Raw genomic sequence first — 19558 nt, forward strand, 5'->3', positions numbered from 1 at the left:
CATGTTAAAATTAAATTATCGAAAACGATAAGGAGAATTATATGTCTGAGAAAAGATTATTATTGATCGACGGAAACAGTATAACCTATAAAGCATTCTTTGCTTTAATTAATCAGGTTAACAGTTTCGTTAATAACGAAGGTATACATACTAATGCAGTTTTTGGGTTTAACAATATGTTAAACATCATGCTAGATAAATTTAAACCAACTAATGTTTTGGTTGCTTTTGATGCTGGAAAAACTACATTTAGAACTGAAATGTATTCTGATTATAAAGCTGGACGTGATAAGACTCCGGATGAATTAAGAGAACAATTTGATTATGTAAAAAAATTACTAAAAAATCGTGGAATTAAATATTATCAATTAAATAATTACGAAGCCGACGATATTATTGGAACTTTATCAAAGGAAGCAGATCAACTAGGATTTGAAACAACGATCGTAACTGGTGATAATGATTTAACTCAATTATGTTCAGATAAAACAACTGTATCTATTTCAAATCGTGGAGTTTCTGGAGTTGTAAGATACGACACTGATTATGTTAAAGAAACAATGGGGATTACACCTGCACAAATCATTGATTGGAAAGCGCTAAAGGGTGATTCTTCTGATAATTATTCCGGTGTAACTGGAGTTGGTGACAAGACTGCCTTAAAACTAGTTACTCAATTTGGTAGTGTTGAAAATCTATATGAACATTTAGATGAAGTTAGTGGTAAGAAGTTACTAGAACATTTAACTGAAGATAAAGAAAATGCATTTTTAGCAAAAAAATTAGCCACTATTAATCGGGATGCACCTATTGAAATAACTGTAGACGATACTGTTTATGATGGTGACCATATTGAAGATTTGATTAATTTCTATCGTGAAATGAACTTTAGAAAGTTCTTAAGCGAAATGAGTGCTGATCAAGTTGAAACAATGGATAAAGTTGAATTCGTTGAATTAAACTCGGATAATGCCAAAGAAATTGATGTTAAAGATGGTTCAAACGTAAGTTTTTACCTCGGAATTGATGGAGATAACTATCATACGGCGGATTATATTGGATTTGCGATGAAAGTCGATGAAATTAACTACATTTCAAGAGACATCGAATTATTAATGGATGACAATTTAAAAGCTTTACTTGAAAGTGATAAAATCAGTAAAAATGTGTTTGATGGTAAGCGAACATACGTCGGATTAAATAGGCTAGGTATTAAATTAAACAATGTCGATTTCGATTTACTTTTAGCATCTTATCTATTAGATACTAACGATAATAGTTATGATTTAGGAAAAGTAGCTAATCGCCATGATTATTTTGATGTTCAATCTGACGAGGATGTTTATGGAAAAGGTGCTAAGCGAGCAATTCCTGATGATGATATTTTGTTTGACCATTTCGCTCGAAAAGTTAATGCGATTAATAGCTTAAAAGATAAGTTGTTTGATGAATTGAAATCAAATGATCAATTAGACTTATATAGAGATGTTGAATTACCATTATCATTTGTTTTAGCACGAATGGAAATAGCGGGAGTTGTAATTAATAAAGACATCTTAATTTCAATGAAATCAAAAATTTCCGAAAAACTGTTGGAGATTAAGCAATCAATTTATAATGATGCAGGTGAAGAATTCAACATTGCTTCTCCTAAACAATTAGGAGAAATTTTATTTGATAAGATGCAATTACCAGTAGTTAAGAAAACTAAAACTGGTTATTCTACTGCGGTAGGTGTTTTGGAACAATTAGCACCAGATTATCCAATTGTAGAAAAAGTATTGGAATACCGCAAATATTCTAAAATTTTATCCACTTATGTCGAAGGATTATTGTCAGATATTCACGTTGATAATAAAGTCCATACAAGATACTTGCAAACACTTACGCAAACAGGTAGATTATCTTCTGTTGATCCTAACTTGCAAAATATTCCAGTTAGAACAGAAGAAGGACGTAAGATTAGACAAGCTTTCATCCCTAGTGAAAGTAATTGGCAAATCTTTTCATCAGATTATTCCCAAATTGAGCTACGTGTATTAGCTTCTATTTCTGGAGATAAGAATATGCAAGATGAATTTATCCATAATGATGATATTCATGCTTCTACTGCAAGAAGAATATTTGGATTATCCGATAATAGTGAGGTTACTCCAGAATATAGAAGACAAGCAAAGGCTGTTAATTTTGGAATTGTCTACGGAATATCAGATTTTGGATTGGCCAAAAATACTGGAATTAGTAGAAATGATGCTAAAGAATTCATTGAAAAGTATTTTGATGAATATCCAGGGGTTAAAAAATACATGGAAGATAGCGTCAACAGTGCAAGAGAAAAAGGGTATGTTGAAACTATCTTACATCGTCGTAGATATCTGCCAGATATTAATGCTAAGAACTTTAATTTAAGATCATTTGCAGAAAGAACTGCTATGAATTCACCAATTCAAGGTAGTGCTGCTGATATTATCAAAATTGCGATGATTAAAATGGAACAAGAACTAGAAAAACGTAATTTAAAAGCTAAGATGTTACTTCAAGTTCATGATGAATTGATTTTTGAAGCACCTAGCGAAGAAATTGAAATTTTAGAAGAGTTAGTTCCTAAAGTAATGGACTCTGCTGTGAAATTAAACGTCCCATTAAACGTAAAAAGTCATTATGGGAATAGTTGGTACAGCTTGAAATAATTTAAGTGAGGTTAGAAAGATGCCTGAATTACCTGAAGTTGAAACTGTTAGAAGAGGGCTTACCCAATTAGTAGAGGGTGCTAAAGTTAATACTATTGATGTTTTATATCCAAAAATGATTAATGTTTCTGAAAAGGAATTCAAAGACGTACTACAAAAACATCAAATCATTCGAATTGATCGTCGTGGTAAATATCTATTGTTTAGATTTGATAATGATATGACCCTTGTTTCTCATTTGAGAATGGAAGGAAAGTATGATGTTGAACCAGATGGAACTGAACCAACCAAACACACTCATATTATTTTCCATTTAGATGATGATCGTGAACTAAGATATAAAGACAGTCGAAAATTTGGTCGTATGTACTTAGTAAAAAATGGGGATGAAAAGACATTATCCGGACTAGGTACTATTGGTCCAGAACCAACTGATGAAACTTTAACTTTTGATTACATGAAATCAATCATGAATAAAGCTAGAGGAAAAATTAAACCATTCCTATTAAATCAAAGTAATATTGCCGGATTAGGTAATATTTACTGTGATGAAGTTCTTTGGTTAACATCAATTCATCCAGAAACACAAACGAACTTAATTACCGATGAAGAAATTGAAGCATTAAGAAAGAATATTATTGCTGAAATTAAAATGGCTATTAAGGGACATGGAACTACTGTTCATTCATACTCCAATGCGTTTGGGGAAGCAGGACAGTTCCAAAACCATCTACATGTTTATGGACGTAAGGGCGAACCTTGTGAAAGATGTGATACACTATTGGAAAAGATAAAAGTTGCTCAAAGAGGAACAACTTATTGTCCAAATTGCCAAAGAAAAGTGGTTGAATAAATATGACTAGAGTAATTGGATTAACTGGTGGGATTGCGACAGGCAAATCCACTGTTTCTCAATACTTATTAAGTTGCGGATATCAAATTATTGATGCTGATTTAATTACTCACCATGTCCAATCAAAAGGCAGCGAAGGGCTAAAAGCTATTGCTGCCTTTTTTGGTCCAGATATTTTATTATCTAATGGTGAGTTAAATAGAACCAAATTAGCACAAATTGTTTTCTCAGATAAAAAGCAACTTGTAGAGTTAACCAGAATTATTGATCCGTTTATCCGTAGTGAAATATATAGTAAAATTAATTCGTCCAAAGAATCAATTGTGATTTTAGACGCACCCACTTTATTTGAAAATGGATATCATTTCGTTTGTGATAGAATAATCACCGTGTCATGTGATCAAGATAAACAAATTGAGAGATTAATGAGTAGAGATAATTTAACCAAAGAAGAGGCGCTAAAAAGAATTAATAGTCAATGGCCTTTAAATATTAAAGAACAATTGTCTAACGATGTTATTGATAGTAACGGTAGTATTATGCAAACACGCTCTCAAGTGGTAAAATTATTTAATAATATAGATTAACTGAGGTGAACGATAATATGCAATGTCCTCATTGTCATAAAAACTCTTCCAGAGTTGTTGATAGTCGACCAGCAGAAAATGGCCAAGTGATTAGACGTCGACGCGAATGCGAAAATTGTAATTACAGATATACAACATTTGAAAGAATCGAACAAACACCATTACTAGTAATTAAAAACAATGGTAATCGTGAAGAATTTAATCATGAAAAGATCCTCCGTGGGATAATCAGATCTGCTGAAAAACGTCCGGTACCTATGGATGCCATGACATCTATCGCTGATAAAGTAGAAAATCAAATTAGATCATTGGGTGAAAACGAAGTATCAAGTCAATTAATTGGTGAATATGTGATGAAGGAACTAGTTAATGTTGATGACATTGCCTACATTAGATTTGCGAGTGTTTATCGTCAATTTAAGGATATGACCGTTTTCTACAACGAATTAAAAGAAGTTTTAGATAAAGATCACAAAAATAAAAAGTAGTGGGGAATATGTATGACCGAGAAATGGTTAGAAATTAATCCGCAATCCAAATTTATACTAACTAATGACTCACAATTATCTGATACACAAAGAGAATCTCTTGATATTTTGTACCAGCCAATTGTGGGTTCTTTGGCGTACACATTAATTAATGTCTTATGGCGAATGAGCCAAGAAAAGAACCCGTTAAAAGAACATAACCATGTTGAACTACTTACGTATTTAAATTCAGATATTAAATCGATTTTAGATGCTAGAACCAAACTCGAAGCCGTTGGATTAATAAAGACGTTTGTAAAAAGAAAAGATGACAACGAAAGTTTTGTTTATCAATTGGTTAGTCCATTAGAAGCTACCAAATTCTTCATGGATGATTTATTGAGTGTTTCACTATTACAAATTATTGGTGAGTACAGATATTTAGATATCTTTGAACAATTAAAAACAGAAACAATAAATCTTGAAGATTACGAAGATATCTCACAAAACTTTCTTCAAGTGTTTAAAATTAAAGATAGTGAGATTAAAGATACACCTGATGTAATTAAAAATATCAAGAATAACTTATCATCAAATGTTGGTAGTAGTGAAGTTGTTGATTTACCTAAGAGTGACGATTTCGACTTTAACTTGTTACTAGATATTTTGAGCCAATCATTTGTAAATATTACTGACGTAAAGAAAAACATTAATTTAATTAATACAGAGCATGAATTGTTTGGTATTGATGAAATCACGACAGCTAGATTAATTGAACAATCTACTAATGTTGCTAATAACGTGTTTGATCCGAAGAAGTTTAAAGTAATTGTTTCTAGAAGATTCCAAAATACTACTTCCAATAGAAAACAAGAAAACTCCAGTAACAATGTTAATAACAAGCAAAATACTAATGTTAATTTAAACGAAATGGAAAATAAGCTTGTTAAATCAATGCGTCAATATTCACCAATGGAATTTTTAAATTCATTAAAACGAGCTAAGGGTGGATATGTTCACAGTAACGAAGAAAGAATCATTAGTAGTGTTGTTGAAAGACAAATCCTTAGTTCTGAAGTGATTAACATGATTACTTATCACATATTAATCGATTTAGGTAATTCAGGACTCAATAGGAACTTATTTGAAGCAATTGCTGATGATTGGTCACAAAATAAAATTAAGAGTGCTGAACAAGCATTACAATTTATTAAAGATCGTACTAAGACAAGTGCTGCGCCTAAGTCTAATAAGAGATATCAACGTAAAAATGTGGTAAAAGAAACATTACCTGATTGGGCAAAAGAAGATAATAAACCCAAGGATTATGGTAAAGTTAATGCAGATAAGAAAAAAGCATTACAAGAAAGAATTAAGCAAATGCAAAACAATAGAAATGAGGGTTAATAATGAGAAACTTAAGTGAAGAAATGAGTAATAAAATCAATGAACCTAAGTATCGTCAAAAATATGACCAATTAGTTTCTTTGGCTTTGCAGGATGACGAAGTAAAAGCATTTTTAGACGAAAATAAAGAAAATTTAGCAGAAAATGCGGTTAGAAAATCAATTTCTAAACTTTATGAGTTTGTCCAACAAAAAAATAAGATTAACAACAATGAACCAACTAATGTTCCGGGATACACTCCCATATTAGTAGTTTCAAAGGGATTAATTGATATATCATACGTTCCTACTAAAGAAAAGATCGAAAGCATGAAACAAAATAAGATCTTGAAGAGAATTCATGCAGTGTCAATGCCTAAGAACATCAAAAATGTTAGTCTAAGTCAATTTGATTTGGATGAAAATGACTACCGTTTAGATGCGATGGCTAAAGTAACTGATTTTATTAATGAATATAGTAACGACCCTAAGGGATGGCACCAAGGGATGTATCTATATGGAGAATTTGGTGTTGGAAAAACATTTCTAATTGCTGCAATGTCAAATGAATTAGCTAAAAACGGTACTGAGGTGACTTTAGTACATTTCCCAAGTTTTGCTGTTGAAATGAAGAGCGCAATTTCCAATAACATGGTATCCGATAAACTAGATACAATTAAGAAAACACCAGTATTAATCTTGGATGATATTGGTGCTGATTCAATGTCATCATGGGTTAGGGATGATATTTTAGGAGTTATTCTTGAATATCGTATGCAAAATGCACTTAGCACATTCTTTACTTCAAACTTTTCAATGGATCAGTTCGAAAAAGAACATCTTGCTGTAAATAACAAGGGTGAAGAAGAACCATTGAAGGCGAAGAGAATCATGCAAAGAGTTCGTTTCTTATCGAAAGAGGTATCTTTATTTGGAAAAAATAGAAGACCTCAATAGAAATTAGTAATTTATTCTTGACAATTGTGGTTACAATATTGATAATAAAGACAGTTAATAAAAGACATGATTTTAATAATTAACATTCAGGGAGGAAGCACATTTGCTGGAAGTGTTTCTATGATTATTATTGAAGTTACCACTTTTATTTATTAGGCAGAGGAAAATTCTGACACGGGTTGTTTCGTTATCAACTATTATGAGGCTCACGTATTTATATATGTGAGTAGAATTCGGGTGGAACCACGTTTATTTAGACGTCCCTAGTATCTTAAGATACTGGGGGCGTTTTTTGTTTTCATTCGAAAATTAGACAAGGGAGTGCATAATAATGGCAAAAATTTCATTTGAGTTTCCTGACGGAAGCATTAAAGAATTTGATCAAGGTGTAACTACAGAAGATATCGCTAAATCAATTTCAATTAGTTTAGCTAAAAAATCTGTAGCAGGTAAAATCGACGGAGAAATGGTTGATATTGATTTACCTTTAGAAAAAGGTGGAAAAATTGAAATCGTTACAAAAGATTCTGAAGATGGTTTGAAGGTACTACGTCAAACTGCTGCTCAATTATTAAAAGCTGCATTAGCAGATCAATTTAATAACATTCAATTTGGTGAAAGTACTGCAAATGACGATGGCTTCTTTGTTGATACAGATAAACGCGATAGCCAAGTTAGTGCTGACGAATTACCATTAGCAGAAGAACGTATTAACAAAATGGTAAAAGACGACGTTAAAATTGAAAGAAAAGTATTATCACTAGATGATGCACTAAAACAAGTTGATGGCGATCCATACCAAGCTAAGTTAGTTAACGAAATGGCTAAAGATGGTGAAGTTGTATTCTACCAAATCGGAGATTACCTTGGTCTAGGTGAAGGTGTTGTATTACCTTCAGCTAAGGCAGTTAAAGAATACAAACTTCTTTCAGTTGCTGGTGCATACTGGGAAGGTAAATCTTCTAACCCAATGCTACAAAGAATTTTTGCAACTGCATTCTTTAAGAAAGCTGATTTAGAAGAAGACTTAAACAGACGTCAAGAAGCTAAAGAAAGAGATCACAGAGTTATTGGTAACAAACTTGACCTATTCTTTGTTGATCCTAAAGTTGGTGCCGGTTTAGCTTACTGGATGCCAAATGGTGCTACTATCAGACGTGTTGTTGAAAGATACATCATTGATAAGGAATTAGCTAACGGATACCAACATGTTATTACACCAGTTCTAATGAACCTAGATGCATATAAGACTTCAGGTCACTGGCAACACTACCGTGAAGACATGTTCCCACCAATGGACATGGGTGATGGTGAAGAACTTGAATTAAGACCAATGAACTGTCCAAGTCATATTCAAATCTTCAAACACCACATTCGTTCATACCGTGAACTACCAATGAGAATTGCGGAATTAGGAATGATGCACAGATATGAAAAATCAGGTGCTTTATCAGGACTACAACGTGTTCGTGAAATGACATTAAATGATGGTCACACTTTCTTAACTCTAGAACAAATTCAAGATGAATTTAAGAAGGTTTTAGGTTTAATGGTAGAAGTATACAAAGACTTCGATATTAAGAACTACCACTTCAGATTAAGTTACAGAGATCCTAAGAATACTGAAAAGTACTTTGATGATGAAGAAATGTGGAACAGATCACAATCAATGCTTAAAGGTGCTATGGATGATTTAGGATTAGACTATGTTGAAGCTGAAGGTGAAGCTGCATTCTACGGTCCAAAGCTTGATGTTCAAACATACACTGCAATGGGTAATGAAGAAACACTATCAACTATTCAATTAGATTTCATGTTACCTGAAAGATTTGGTCTAAGCTATGTTGGTGAAGATGGTCAAGAACACCGTCCAGTTATGATGCACCGTGGATTAGTTTCAACTATGGAAAGATTCATTGCTTACCTAATTGAAGTTTATAAGGGTGCATTCCCAACTTGGTTAGCTCCAAAACAAGTTAAAGTAATTCCTGTTAGCATGGAAAAATACGGTGATTACGCTAAAGAAGTTAATGACAAATTAGCTGCTCTAGGTATCCGTACTAGTGTTGATGATAGAAATGAAAAGATGGGTTACTTAATTCGTGATGCCCAAACTAACAAGATTCCATACACAATCGTTGTTGGTGAAAACGAAAAGAATGCTAATGAAGTATCAGTTCGTAAGTATGGTGAACAAGATACTGTAAACATGAGCATTGATGATTTCGTAAAAGAAATTCAAGCAGACATTAATAACTACTCAAGAGAAAAATAATTAAATGTTGTTGACAAGTATCATATATCTTGATACTATATAAATAACGAAAAAGCAGAAGCATCCCGCTTCTCGCCTGAGTTATCGTTTAAAGATGGCTAGGCATGATATCGGTTTAACCCTTAAAATGTTTTTTAAGGGACCAAAAGCGGGTGCTCAATTGTGGGCTCCCGCTTTTTTCTGCTTTTTAATAAACTTGGAGGTGAATTACCATAGCAAACGATATGATGGTTAATGATGGAATTCGAGCTCGTGAACTTCGTTTAATCGGTGCAAACGGTGATCAATTAGGAGTTAAGACAAAGGACGAAGCAATGCAAATTGCTGAAGCTGCAGGTCTTGACTTAGTAGTTGTTGCTCCTAAGGCTAAGCCAATGGTAGCAAAAGTACTTGATTACGGAAAATACCGTTTTGAACAACAAAAGAAAGCTCGTCTATCTCGTAAGAAGCAAAAAGTAGTTAGTGTTAAGGAAATTAGATTGAGTCCTACTATCGATACTAATGACTTCAATACCAAACTAAAAAGAGCTAAGACTTTCATCGAAAAAGGTGAAAAAGTTAGGGTTTCAATTCGCTTTAAGGGACGTGCCATCACACATAAGGAAATTGGTCGTGATGTTTTAAACAGAATGGCAGATTCTACATCAGATGTTGCTAGCGTTACTCAACGAGCAAAGATGGATGGAAGAAGTATGTTCCTAATGCTCGCACCTAAATCAAGCGATAAAAATTAGATAGTATTTTATAATACTTAAAGTTAAATTAAGGGAGGATTTTTTCAATGCCAAAGACTAAATCAAATCGTGCAATTGCAAAGCGTTTCAAGAAGACTGCCAAAGGTGGTTTAAAGAGTGCTAACGCATTTACAAGTCACCGTTTCCACGGTAAGACTAAGAAACAACGTCGTAACCTACGTGGTACAAGCATGGTAAACGATACATTAGCAAGCAAATACACAAAGATGTTTTAATTAAAACTTTTAAGTAAGACATACAATTAGGAGGATTTAAATATGCCAAGAGTTAAGGGTGGAACAGTTACTCACGCACGTCGTAAGCGTGTTTTAAAAGAAGCTAAAGGTTACCGTGAAGGTAAGCACAGTCTATTCAAGACTGCTAAAGATCAAGTTATGAAGTCACGTGAATATGCATTCCGTGATCGTAGAGCAAACAAGGGTAACTTCAGAAGATTATGGATTGCTCGTATCAATGCTGCTGCTCGTATGAACGGTCTAAGTTACAGTAAATTAATGCACGGTTTGAAACTTTCAAACATTGAAATGAACCGTAAGATGTTAGCTGACTTAGCTGTTAACGACGAAAAAGCTTTTGCTTCATTAGCTGAAACTGCAAAGAAAGCTATTAAATAATTTATAAAAACTTTCACCACTTAAGGTAAGTAGGTGGGAGTTTTTTTCTTATATGGGACACAACAATTGTGCCCCATAATACATAAATTTGAGGAGTGTTATGATGATAACTAAATTTAAACCAACTTGGATGATTCCAGTTATATACAGTATTTCACCATCTAAATTGCAGGATATGGGCATTAAGGCTGTTTTTAGTGATTTAGATAATACATTGATTCCATGGAATAATCCAGATGGTACTCCTCAACTAAGAGATTGGATTGATCAATTAAAGAAATACAATATTGAATTGATTGTCATCTCTAATAATAAACATAATAGAGTGAAGAGAGCTTTAGAAAGTTTAAAGCTTAACTTCATCTCTAGAGCTTGCAAACCTCTTCCAAGAGGAATTAAGCAGGCTTTAAAAAAATATAATTTAGATTCAAAACAAGTTATCATGGTGGGTGACCAATTGTTAACTGACGTATGGGCTTCAAACAACGCAAATGTACGAAGCGTTTTGGTAAAACCACTAATCGAATCTGATGCATGGAACACAAAGCCTAATCGTATGATTGAATCAGTAATATGGAAAAAGTTAAGAAAGAAGTTCAGTGATTTAGACTGGCAGGAGGATATTAATGACAGAAATTAATCAAATACAAGATGAAGAACTAAGATGTATAGGATGTGGAGCTGTAATTCAAACAGACGATCCAGAAGGCTTAGGATTTACACCTAATTCTGCTCTTGAAAAAGGTAAAGAAACAGGTGAAATTTACTGTCAACGTTGTTTTAGATTGAGACATTATAATGAAATTTCACCTGTTAGTTTAACTGATGATGATTTCTTAAGATTGTTAAATCAAATTCGTGATGCCGATGCATTAATAGTTTACTTGGTTGATGTATTTGATTTTAATGGTAGTTTAATTCCTGGATTACACAGATTCGTAGGGGATAATCCAATTATGTTAGTTGGTAACAAAGCTGATTTACTTCCAAATTCTCTTAAGAGAACTAAGCTAAAGGACTGGCTACGTCAAAGAGCTAATGAAGCCGGAATTAGACCGATTGATGTTGAATTAGTATCAGCTAAGACAAATGAATCCGTTGATGATTTATTGGATAACATTAATAAGCTAAGAGAAGATCGAGACGTGTATGTTGTCGGGGTTACTAACGTTGGGAAGTCCACTTTAATTAATCAAATCATCCGTCAAAACACTGGAATTAAAGAGTTGATTACAACTTCAAGATTCCCAGGTACTACTTTGGATAAAATAACAATTGATTTAGAAGATGGTCATGAGTTAGTTGATACACCAGGTATCATTCATAAGGAACAAATGGCACATTACTTAAATGGTAAGGACTTAAAAATTGTTCAACCACAAAAGCCAATTAAGCCTAAGGTATATCAACTTAATCCATCACAAACACTATTCTTCGGTGGTGTCGCTAGATTTGATTATGTTCAAGGTGATAAAAAACATGGATTTACAGTTTATGTTGAAAACAACTTATTGATTCACCGTACCAAGTTAGAAAATGCAGATGCATTTTATGAAAAACATTTTGGTGAACTATTAACACCACCTAGTCCAGAATCAATTGAAGATTTCCCTGAACTAGTTAGATTTGAATTTAAAACTAATCAAAAATCTGATTTAGTTTTTGAAGGGTTAGGTTGGATTACTGTTCCAGCTGATGTTGTAGTTGCTGGATGGGCACCAAAAGGTGTAGCAGTATTAATTAGAAAAGCAATGATTTAAAGAGGAGTAATAATTTGAAACTTAGAGGAAAACAAAAAAGATATTTAAGATCTCAAGCTAATAGAATGAAACCACTTTTCTCAATTGGAAAAAACGGTTTAAATGAAACATGGTTGGAACAAGTTACTGATGCTCTTCACAGAAGAGAATTAATTAAAGTTAACATCCAACAAAACTCAGACTTAGAAGTTGAAGATGTTCAAGAATACATTGAAAGCAATAGTAATATTAATGTTGTTCAAACTATTGGTAAGACTTTGCTTCTATTCTTGCCTGCAAGTAAAGAAAAATTCCAAATTTATTCTGTCGAAGTTAGAAATATGTAGAGGTGTTTTTAACCATGCATGATCAAAAAGTGCAAACAGTAAGTCAAGTGAACGTATCAAATCATAAAAGAAAAATTGGTATTATTGGTGGAACCTTTAATCCTATTCATAATGGTCATTTGTTTATTGCCGAACAAGTTCGCAGTCAATTAGGTTTAGAAAAGGTATATTTCATGCCGGATTTTATTCCGCCACACATTGACCATAAAGAGGCAATTGATGCTACTGATAGAACAAACATGGTTAATGTTGCGATAAACGATAATGATGATTTCGATATTGAAATGATTGAAATCATTAATCAAACAACCAGTTACACATATAACACTATGATAGAATTAAATAGGATACATCCCGATTATGAATATTACTTTATAATTGGGGGTGACATGGTTGAATACTTACCTAAATGGTATAAAGTAGATGAGCTTTTTAAATTAACTCATTTTGTTGGTGTCAGAAGAGAAAACTATCCAATGACTACTAAATATCCAGTAATTTGGGTGGATGTACCTAAGTTAGATATTTCTTCAACTATGATCCGTAAATTAGTTAAGAACCGTCAATCAATTCGTTACTTGGTTCCGGATGTAGTCGCTAAATATATAAAGGAGCATGATTTATATGAATGATATTGATTTAACATACACTGGTAAATATATTCCATTATCAAGAGAAGAATTAATTCAAAAACTTGATGATGCATTAACCCAATCTAGATTTGAACATGTTTTACGTGTCGAACAAATGGCATTTGAGTTAGCTAAGCAAAATGGAGAAGATGTAGAAAAAGCTAGTGTTGCCGGATTATGTCATGATTATGCTAAACAAAGACCAGATGATGACTTTTTAGATGTCATCAAAAAATATCATTTGGATGATTTACTATTGCATTATGGAAATGCCATCTGGCATGGAGAAGTAGGATATTTACTTGTTCAAGATGAATTGGGAGTAACCGATATCGATATTCTTAATTCAATTAAGCACCATACAACAGGTGCTAAGTATATGTCTAAACTAGAACAAATCGTTTACATGGCCGATTATATTGAAATGGGAAGAGATTTTCCCGGAGTAGAAGAAGCTAGAAAGATTACATTCAACGATTTAGCTGATGGTGTTGCTTATCAAACTAAACACACATTAGAATTTTTAATCAGTGAAAATAAACCAGTTTATCCTAAAACAATTGATACTTATAATGCATGGGTAAACGGATCAAATATCAAATAATAAGGAGTTCAATAATGAACAGTAAAGAACAATTAGAAGTACTTGTAAAAGCTGGAGACAGTAAAAGAGCACATAACATCGTAGCATTAGATGTACATGAAGTGAGTTTAATGGCAGATTACTTTGTAATCATGGATGCTGCTTCAAATAGACAGGTAAAATCAATCTCAGAAGAAATTGCCGATAAAGCTGAAGAAGCTGGAATCAACGTTAAAGCTGTTGAAGGAAAAGATACAGCTAAATGGATCTTGTTGGATATGGGGGATGTTATTGTTCATGTATTCCAAGAAGATGAACGTGAATACTACAACCTAGAAAAATTATGGTCTGATGCAGACTACGTTGATATCGACAGTTGGGTAAACGACTAATATGATTTATCAAAAGTTTGCTAAATTCTATGATGAGTTATTTGATGAAACAATGTATGATAAATGGTTATCATATGTTAAAAATAACGTAACTAAAGATGAATCCATCATGGACATGGCATGTGGTACAGGGAGACTATTATCATTCTTATCTGATGAAGGATATCAGGTTAGTGGGATGGATTTATCCGACGACATGCTTACATTAGCTGATGAAAGACTTAGAGATAAAGAAAATAAAGTTGAATTAATTCAAGGTGATATGACTGACTTATCAGACTTGCCTAATTTCAACGTTATTACATGTTTCGACGATTCATTATGCTATTTATCAGATTTAGAAACATTACAGACTACATTCGAAAATGTTTTAAATCATTTAAGTGACAATGGAACATTTTTATTTGACGTGATTACACCATATCAAACTGATGTTGTGTATCCCGGTTATATGTATAACTATCATGATGATGAAAATGCTTTTCAATGGCAATCATACATTGGTGAATATGACCATTCAGTTGAACATGATTTAGTTTTCTTCACCTACAATGAAGACATCGATGCATATGATCAGTTTAGTGAGACTCATTTCGAAAGAACATATGAATTACAAACATATTTAAATCTATTGAAAAAAGTTGGCTTTAGTTCAATTGAGGTATCTGCTAATTTTGGTAATGAAGAGATTAGTGAAGATACCACTAGATGGTTCTTTAAATGTAAGAAAGGATAGTTACTATGAAGGCAGTCGGAATTATAGCTGAATATAATCCATTTCATAATGGTCATAAATATCAGATTGAACAAGCTAAAAAAACGACTGGAGCCGATATAGTAATTATTGTCATGTCTGGAAACTGGGTCCAAAGAGGACAACCAGCGATAATTGATAAATGGCAAAGAGCTGAAATTGCATTAAATAATGGAGCCGATATAGTCCTTGAATTGCCTGTGCAATCAGCGGTTCAACCTGCCGATATATTTGCTCAAAAGGCAGTAGAAATTTTAGCTAATTTTAAATGCGAATGGTTAGCATTTGGTAGTGAACATCCAGAATTAGACTTCGAAGGATTAGCTAAAAAAGACTTGAGTAATTCAAAATTCGTAAATAATGATTACAAGCAATCCTATGCTGGTTTGATTCGAGAAGCTATTGATGGGGTAACTGGACAACGTATTAGTGATCCCAATGATGTGTTAGCGTTAAACTACGCAATTGCTAATAACAGTATGGAACATCATATGCAGTTAGTGCCGATTCTCCGTAAAGGTTCAAATCATCACGATAAGGAATTGAATCACGACATTAAAATGGCAAGTGCTTCATCAATTAGGGATGCTATTGAAACTAATCGAATTGATGAAACTATTAAGTTTTTACCAACTGCATATGATAAAAGCGTATTTAACAAAATATGTTCATGGGCTGATTTTTGGCCATTGTTAAAGTATAAGGTTACAACTAGTTCAATTCATGAGTTGGAAAATATTTATCAAATGAATGAGGGGTTAGAATATCGATTTAAGAAATTTATTTATCAATCAAATACTTTTGATGAGTTTATTTATTTAATTAAATCGAAAAGATATACCTATTCACGTCTTAGAAGGTTATGTGTTTACACATTACTAAATTGGAAAAAAGATGATGATTTAGGTAGTCAATACGCTCGTATACTAGCTTTTAACAAAGTTGGTAATGGTTATTTAAACCATATTAAAAAGGATATAAATCTACCTATTATTACTAAAATTGATAAGCATTTATCTGAAAATGAACTAAAATTTGATGTAAATGCTGGTAAAATTTACGAAAGTATTAATAATAGAAAACAAGATGTAGGGAAACACCCAATTATTTATTAATAAAAGGGATGGTATCAAGGAAATGACCTTGACAAACTAACGTCTTAATATGTATAATAAACGCTGTTGCATTAGGAGGAATAGACATGAAATGGTTCGTAAAAGAACTTTCCGAATACAAGAATCAACCACTATCAACTAGTGAAGACATTAATCTATCAGATGATATCATGAGTAGATATAGCAAGTACGTTATTTCTGCAGATGATGACATTCATGTTGAAGCACATGTCTTTTATGAAAAAGGTGATGTGATTGTTAACGCTCATGTAACAGGAAAGGTAGTTGTACCATCTTCGCGTTCTTTAAAGCCTGTTGATTTACCACTAGACTTCACTATTGATGAAGTTTATGTAGATACACAAGCTAGACTTAAAGAACGCGAAAGAGAAGATGATGTTGCTTTTCTAGTAGATGATGACGGTTTAATTGATTTTGATCAATCTGTAGCCGATAACATCATTCTACAAATTCCAATGCACATTTTGTCTCCGGATGAAATCGAAAGTAATGAAATGCCAGAAGGTAATGACTGGGCGGTAATTTCAGAAGACGACTTCGCTGAACAAGAGGCAAATGATAAAAAAGTAGATCCACGTCTTGCTAAGTTAGAGAATTTCTTTAACGATAGTGATAACTAGTTGCAAGACTTAAAAATTTTTTTCACTAGTGGATATTTTATAATAAAAAGGGGGTTTTTGCATTGGCTGTACCAGCAAGAAGAACTTCAAAAGCTAAGAAGGGTATGCGTCGTGGTCACATTAAGTTGGCTAACCCAGGTTTGAGTGCTTGCCCAAACTGTGGTGAATTACGTAAACCTCACATTGTATGTCCTAGTTGTGGATACTATGATGGAAAACAAGTTGTTAATGAAAACAACTAATTAAATAAAAGCTATCAGAACACCATGGGTTCTGATAGCTTTTTTTATTTTAAATATAAAATTATTTATTTATTATTAGTTTTATATTAAACTATAATCAATTAAACAAATCGATTTTTTATTTTATCCGACAATAGAGTCATTTTGGTTGAGTTTTTAATAATAATATTCGGATTATGCTCTTCTATTATGAGAAAAATTGTGATAAAATATACAAAGTAAGTTAAGATTTTCTAAAATAAATGGAGAGGTGTACTTAAATGAGCCGAATTTTAATAATTGAAGACGAAAAAAGCTTAGCTAGATTTGTAGAGTTAGAATTAAAGCATGAAGGTTATGATACCGAAGTAGCTTTAGACGGTCGTGAAGGGCTAGAAGAAGCTCTTAATAACGATTATGACGTTATTCTTTTAGACTTAATGTTACCTAAGTTAAATGGTATGGAAGTTGCTAGAAGACTTCGTGAAAAGAAGACTACTCCTATCATTATGATGACTGCTAGAGATTCAGTTATTGACCGTGTTTCTGGCTTTGATCACGGTGCTGACGACTACATTGTTAAGCCATTTGCTATTGAAGAATTATTAGCACGTGTTAGAGCTTTACTTCGTCGTATTGATATCGAAGGTGACGAAAGTGCTGAAGATCAAAAAGTTGTTTACTTTAAGGATATTACAGTAGAAAAAGAAAGTCGCATTGTTAAACGCGGCGACGACATCATTGATTTAACTAAACGTGAATACGAATTACTATTAACATTAATGGAAAACGTTAATGTTGTATTAGCTAGAGATGTTTTATTAACTAAGGTATGGGGTTACGATTCAAGTGCAGAAACAAACGTTGTTGATGTTTACGTTCGTTACCTAAGAAACAAAATTGATAGACCAGATCAAAAGAGCTATATCCAAACTGTTAGAGGAACCGGTTACGTGATGAGATCATGATACCCCTCAATGATGATAAAGTATCAAAGACAGTAAGTAGTAATCGAAGATGGTTTTCTCTAAAGTGGAAATGGTCAATTGGTTCAGCAATTATAATTTTTGTTATCCTATCAATTTTTTCTTTTTTAATCTATAATCGATTTTCTGATGTTTTATTACATCAGGAAAACGCACGTACAGTTGAATCAGATGTAACAATCTCTAGTAGATTAAGTCATGTTAATCAACCTTTAGATTTTGAAAAAGTTAATGACGTCTTAAGTCCTAACAATAATTTAAAGGGTGCTACTCCTAATAACGGAATGGCAATGAACGTATATTCTGATTCTATTTACACTAATTTATTCAGTAAAGATATCGTTGTTAGTGTATACAATAATCAATCAGAACCAATCTTTTCATCAAAGAAGTCACCAAAAAAGATTTATAAATTTCAGCCTGTAGAATCAAGAAAATCTGTAATCACCAGAAGTGATGGTAAAACTGTTTTAGTTTTAGATTCACCAATTTATTCATCTGATAAGATGCACGCTCTAATTGGGTATTTAAGAGTTGTTGATTCAATGTCAGATTATAATTTGTATATCAATAAATTAGCTGGAATCTTATTTGTTATTCTTATAATTGGTATCTTCTTCTCAGCTGCATTGTCATACTTTTTATCATCGTATATGCTTCGACCAATTCGTATTATTTCTAACACTATTCATAGTGTTAAGGAATCTCCAGAAACGGATAGTCGTGTGCCTAAGTTAACTCAAAATGATGAGTTAACCGATTTAGGTGATCTATTCAATGATATGATTGACACTATGCAAAGATATATTGATCAACAACAACAATTCGTTGAAGATGTATCTCATGAATTAAGAACCCCAGTTGCCGTAATTCAAGGCCATTTAGATATGCTTTCTAGATGGGGGAAAGATGATCCAGAAGTTTTGGATGAATCTATTAAGTCTTCTATTTATGAAATTAATAGAATGAAGAGCTTAGTTCAAGAAATGTTAGATTTATCAAGAGCTGAACAAGTCGAAATAAACTATGGTAATAAGACTACGGATGTACAAGACGTTGTTCATCAACAATACAATGATTTTAAGATGATTCATCCAGATTATGAGTTTATCTTAGATGATGATATTGATGACGAAACAATTGTACAAATCTATCGAAATCATTTAGAACAAATATTGATTATCCTATTGGATAACGCAGTTAAGTACTCTAAACAACGAAAAGAAATTCATATTTCTCTTTCTAGAAAGTATCGATACGTAGATATTGCCGTTCAAGATTTTGGTGAAGGATTAAGCCAAGAAAGTATCAATAAGATATTTAACCGTTTTTACCGTGTAGATAAGGCTAGAAGCCGTAATCAAGGTGGGAATGGACTTGGATTATCAATCGCTAAACGTCTAGTGGAAGCATATAATGGGCAAATTAATGTTGAAAGCTCTGCGGGCTATGGTTCAATATTTACCATTTCATTCCCAATATTATCAAAAGATAAAGTAGAACATTTGAAACAATTAGATGCTAAAAATACCAAATAAAAAAAAGAGCTGTCATTGACAGCTCTT

General features: G+C 32.7%; 22 protein-coding genes and 1 other annotated feature. All 22 genes read left to right on the forward strand.

Features of this window, described 5'->3' with window-relative positions; genetic code table 11:
- Positions 1–41 precede the first annotated feature (41 nt).
- The 22 genes from polA (at position 42) to M3005_RS00265 (ending at position 19531) form a co-directional block, all read left to right on the forward strand.
- Positions 42–2690 (forward strand): DNA polymerase I, encoded by a 2649-nt coding sequence (polA, locus tag M3005_RS00160; RefSeq protein ID WP_293792616.1) that lies wholly within the window; start codon positions 42–44, stop codon positions 2688–2690.
- 19 nt (positions 2691–2709) lie between these two features.
- Positions 2710–3543: a bifunctional DNA-formamidopyrimidine glycosylase/DNA-(apurinic or apyrimidinic site) lyase gene (mutM, locus tag M3005_RS00165; RefSeq protein ID WP_293792618.1), complete on the forward strand. Its 834-nt coding sequence runs from the start codon at positions 2710–2712 to the stop codon at positions 3541–3543.
- A gap of 2 nt (positions 3544–3545) precedes the next feature.
- Positions 3546–4130: a dephospho-CoA kinase gene (gene coaE, locus M3005_RS00170; RefSeq protein WP_293792620.1), complete on the forward strand. Its 585-nt coding sequence runs from the start codon at positions 3546–3548 to the stop codon at positions 4128–4130.
- A gap of 17 nt (positions 4131–4147) precedes the next feature.
- Positions 4148–4618 (forward strand): transcriptional regulator NrdR, encoded by a 471-nt coding sequence (nrdR, locus tag M3005_RS00175; RefSeq protein WP_293792622.1) that lies wholly within the window; start codon positions 4148–4150, stop codon positions 4616–4618.
- A gap of 12 nt (positions 4619–4630) precedes the next feature.
- Positions 4631–6004, forward strand: coding sequence for a replication initiation and membrane attachment family protein (locus M3005_RS00180; RefSeq protein ID WP_293792624.1), 1374 nt, complete (start codon positions 4631–4633; stop codon positions 6002–6004).
- A 2-nt stretch (positions 6005–6006) separates the two neighbouring features.
- Positions 6007–6939 (forward strand): primosomal protein DnaI, encoded by a 933-nt coding sequence (dnaI, locus tag M3005_RS00185; RefSeq protein WP_293792627.1) that lies wholly within the window; start codon positions 6007–6009, stop codon positions 6937–6939.
- 331 nt (positions 6940–7270) lie between these two features.
- Positions 7271–9214 (forward strand): threonine--tRNA ligase, encoded by a 1944-nt coding sequence (gene thrS / locus M3005_RS00190; protein ID WP_293792629.1) that lies wholly within the window; start codon positions 7271–7273, stop codon positions 9212–9214.
- Between the two features lie 46 nt (positions 9215–9260).
- Positions 9261–9400: a sequence feature (ribosomal protein L20 leader region), on the forward strand.
- A gap of 38 nt (positions 9401–9438) precedes the next feature.
- The gene (infC, locus tag M3005_RS00195; RefSeq protein ID WP_053949966.1) at positions 9439–9948 is read left to right on the forward strand and encodes a translation initiation factor IF-3; all 510 of its coding nucleotides are present in this window, start codon (positions 9439–9441) and stop codon (positions 9946–9948) included.
- 47 nt (positions 9949–9995) lie between these two features.
- Positions 9996–10184, forward strand: coding sequence for a 50S ribosomal protein L35 (gene rpmI / locus M3005_RS00200; protein WP_034531197.1), 189 nt, complete (start codon positions 9996–9998; stop codon positions 10182–10184).
- A gap of 42 nt (positions 10185–10226) precedes the next feature.
- Complete coding sequence (rplT, locus tag M3005_RS00205; protein WP_034531196.1) at positions 10227–10583, forward strand: 50S ribosomal protein L20; 357 nt, start codon at positions 10227–10229, stop codon at positions 10581–10583.
- Positions 10584–10686: 103 nt separating this feature from the next.
- On the forward strand, positions 10687–11223 hold the full coding sequence (locus M3005_RS00210) for a YqeG family HAD IIIA-type phosphatase (protein ID WP_053949967.1): 537 nt from the start codon (positions 10687–10689) through the stop codon (positions 11221–11223).
- A complete protein-coding gene (gene yqeH / locus M3005_RS00215; protein ID WP_293792665.1) occupies positions 11210–12343 on the forward strand; it encodes a ribosome biogenesis GTPase YqeH in 1134 nt (377 codons plus the stop codon). Before M3005_RS00210 ends, yqeH begins: the two co-directional genes overlap by 14 nt.
- A gap of 14 nt (positions 12344–12357) precedes the next feature.
- Entirely contained in the window at positions 12358–12669 is a 312-nt protein-coding gene (gene yhbY / locus M3005_RS00220; RefSeq protein ID WP_293792667.1) for a ribosome assembly RNA-binding protein YhbY, read from the forward strand.
- A 14-nt stretch (positions 12670–12683) separates the two neighbouring features.
- Positions 12684–13301: a nicotinate-nucleotide adenylyltransferase gene (locus M3005_RS00225; protein WP_293792668.1), complete on the forward strand. Its 618-nt coding sequence runs from the start codon at positions 12684–12686 to the stop codon at positions 13299–13301.
- The gene (gene yqeK, locus M3005_RS00230) at positions 13294–13905 is read left to right on the forward strand and encodes a bis(5'-nucleosyl)-tetraphosphatase (symmetrical) YqeK (RefSeq protein WP_293792669.1); all 612 of its coding nucleotides are present in this window, start codon (positions 13294–13296) and stop codon (positions 13903–13905) included. The genes M3005_RS00225 and yqeK overlap by 8 nt, the downstream gene beginning before the upstream one ends.
- A 14-nt stretch (positions 13906–13919) precedes the next feature.
- Positions 13920–14276 (forward strand): ribosome silencing factor, encoded by a 357-nt coding sequence (gene rsfS / locus M3005_RS00235; RefSeq protein ID WP_293792670.1) that lies wholly within the window; start codon positions 13920–13922, stop codon positions 14274–14276.
- Between the two features lies 1 nt (position 14277).
- Positions 14278–15012, forward strand: coding sequence for a class I SAM-dependent DNA methyltransferase (locus M3005_RS00240; protein WP_293792672.1), 735 nt, complete (start codon positions 14278–14280; stop codon positions 15010–15012).
- A 5-nt stretch (positions 15013–15017) separates the two neighbouring features.
- The gene (locus tag M3005_RS00245) at positions 15018–16145 is read left to right on the forward strand and encodes a nucleotidyltransferase (protein WP_293792673.1); all 1128 of its coding nucleotides are present in this window, start codon (positions 15018–15020) and stop codon (positions 16143–16145) included.
- Between the two features lie 86 nt (positions 16146–16231).
- Positions 16232–16786 carry a YceD family protein gene (locus M3005_RS00250; protein ID WP_293792675.1) on the forward strand — a complete coding sequence of 185 codons (555 nt, stop codon included), beginning with the start codon at positions 16232–16234 and terminating at the stop codon, positions 16784–16786.
- 62 nt (positions 16787–16848) lie between these two features.
- Complete coding sequence (gene rpmF, locus M3005_RS00255; RefSeq protein ID WP_041152237.1) at positions 16849–17028, forward strand: 50S ribosomal protein L32; 180 nt, start codon at positions 16849–16851, stop codon at positions 17026–17028.
- A gap of 260 nt (positions 17029–17288) precedes the next feature.
- The gene (locus M3005_RS00260) at positions 17289–17975 is read left to right on the forward strand and encodes a response regulator transcription factor (RefSeq protein ID WP_053949977.1); all 687 of its coding nucleotides are present in this window, start codon (positions 17289–17291) and stop codon (positions 17973–17975) included.
- The gene (locus tag M3005_RS00265; RefSeq protein WP_293792679.1) at positions 17972–19531 is read left to right on the forward strand and encodes a HAMP domain-containing sensor histidine kinase; all 1560 of its coding nucleotides are present in this window, start codon (positions 17972–17974) and stop codon (positions 19529–19531) included. The genes M3005_RS00260 and M3005_RS00265 overlap by 4 nt, the downstream gene beginning before the upstream one ends.
- Positions 19532–19558: the final 27 nt, after the last annotated feature.

It is taken from the genome of Apilactobacillus sp. (assembly GCF_025290035.1).
In the GTDB taxonomy this organism is placed as follows: Bacteria; Bacillota; Bacilli; order Lactobacillales; family Lactobacillaceae; genus Apilactobacillus.

What these genes read in the sequence shown, in the direction of transcription:
- M3005_RS00180 (WP_293792624.1), top strand. Translation starts at nt 4,631, where the DNA reads ATGACCGAGAAATGGTTAGAAATTAATCCGCAATCCAAATTTATACTA.
- M3005_RS00265 (WP_293792679.1), top strand. Translation starts at nt 17,972, where the DNA reads ATGATACCCCTCAATGATGATAAAGTATCAAAGACAGTAAGTAGTAAT.
- polA (WP_293792616.1), top strand. Translation starts at nt 42, where the DNA reads ATGTCTGAGAAAAGATTATTATTGATCGACGGAAACAGTATAACCTAT.
- coaE (WP_293792620.1), top strand. Translation starts at nt 3,546, where the DNA reads ATGACTAGAGTAATTGGATTAACTGGTGGGATTGCGACAGGCAAATCC.
- M3005_RS00240 (WP_293792672.1), top strand. Translation starts at nt 14,278, where the DNA reads ATGATTTATCAAAAGTTTGCTAAATTCTATGATGAGTTATTTGATGAA.
- yqeK (WP_293792669.1), top strand. Translation starts at nt 13,294, where the DNA reads ATGAATGATATTGATTTAACATACACTGGTAAATATATTCCATTATCA.
- infC (WP_053949966.1), top strand. Translation starts at nt 9,439, where the DNA reads ATGATGGTTAATGATGGAATTCGAGCTCGTGAACTTCGTTTAATCGGT.
- mutM (WP_293792618.1), top strand. Translation starts at nt 2,710, where the DNA reads ATGCCTGAATTACCTGAAGTTGAAACTGTTAGAAGAGGGCTTACCCAA.
- rpmI (WP_034531197.1), top strand. Translation starts at nt 9,996, where the DNA reads ATGCCAAAGACTAAATCAAATCGTGCAATTGCAAAGCGTTTCAAGAAG.
- rsfS (WP_293792670.1), top strand. Translation starts at nt 13,920, where the DNA reads ATGAACAGTAAAGAACAATTAGAAGTACTTGTAAAAGCTGGAGACAGT.
- M3005_RS00250 (WP_293792675.1), top strand. Translation starts at nt 16,232, where the DNA reads ATGAAATGGTTCGTAAAAGAACTTTCCGAATACAAGAATCAACCACTA.
- M3005_RS00225 (WP_293792668.1), top strand. Translation starts at nt 12,684, where the DNA reads ATGCATGATCAAAAAGTGCAAACAGTAAGTCAAGTGAACGTATCAAAT.
- dnaI (WP_293792627.1), top strand. Translation starts at nt 6,007, where the DNA reads ATGAGAAACTTAAGTGAAGAAATGAGTAATAAAATCAATGAACCTAAG.
- rplT (WP_034531196.1), top strand. Translation starts at nt 10,227, where the DNA reads ATGCCAAGAGTTAAGGGTGGAACAGTTACTCACGCACGTCGTAAGCGT.
- M3005_RS00260 (WP_053949977.1), top strand. Translation starts at nt 17,289, where the DNA reads ATGAGCCGAATTTTAATAATTGAAGACGAAAAAAGCTTAGCTAGATTT.
- M3005_RS00210 (WP_053949967.1), top strand. Translation starts at nt 10,687, where the DNA reads ATGATAACTAAATTTAAACCAACTTGGATGATTCCAGTTATATACAGT.
- thrS (WP_293792629.1), top strand. Translation starts at nt 7,271, where the DNA reads ATGGCAAAAATTTCATTTGAGTTTCCTGACGGAAGCATTAAAGAATTT.
- M3005_RS00245 (WP_293792673.1), top strand. Translation starts at nt 15,018, where the DNA reads ATGAAGGCAGTCGGAATTATAGCTGAATATAATCCATTTCATAATGGT.
- yqeH (WP_293792665.1), top strand. Translation starts at nt 11,210, where the DNA reads ATGACAGAAATTAATCAAATACAAGATGAAGAACTAAGATGTATAGGA.
- nrdR (WP_293792622.1), top strand. Translation starts at nt 4,148, where the DNA reads ATGCAATGTCCTCATTGTCATAAAAACTCTTCCAGAGTTGTTGATAGT.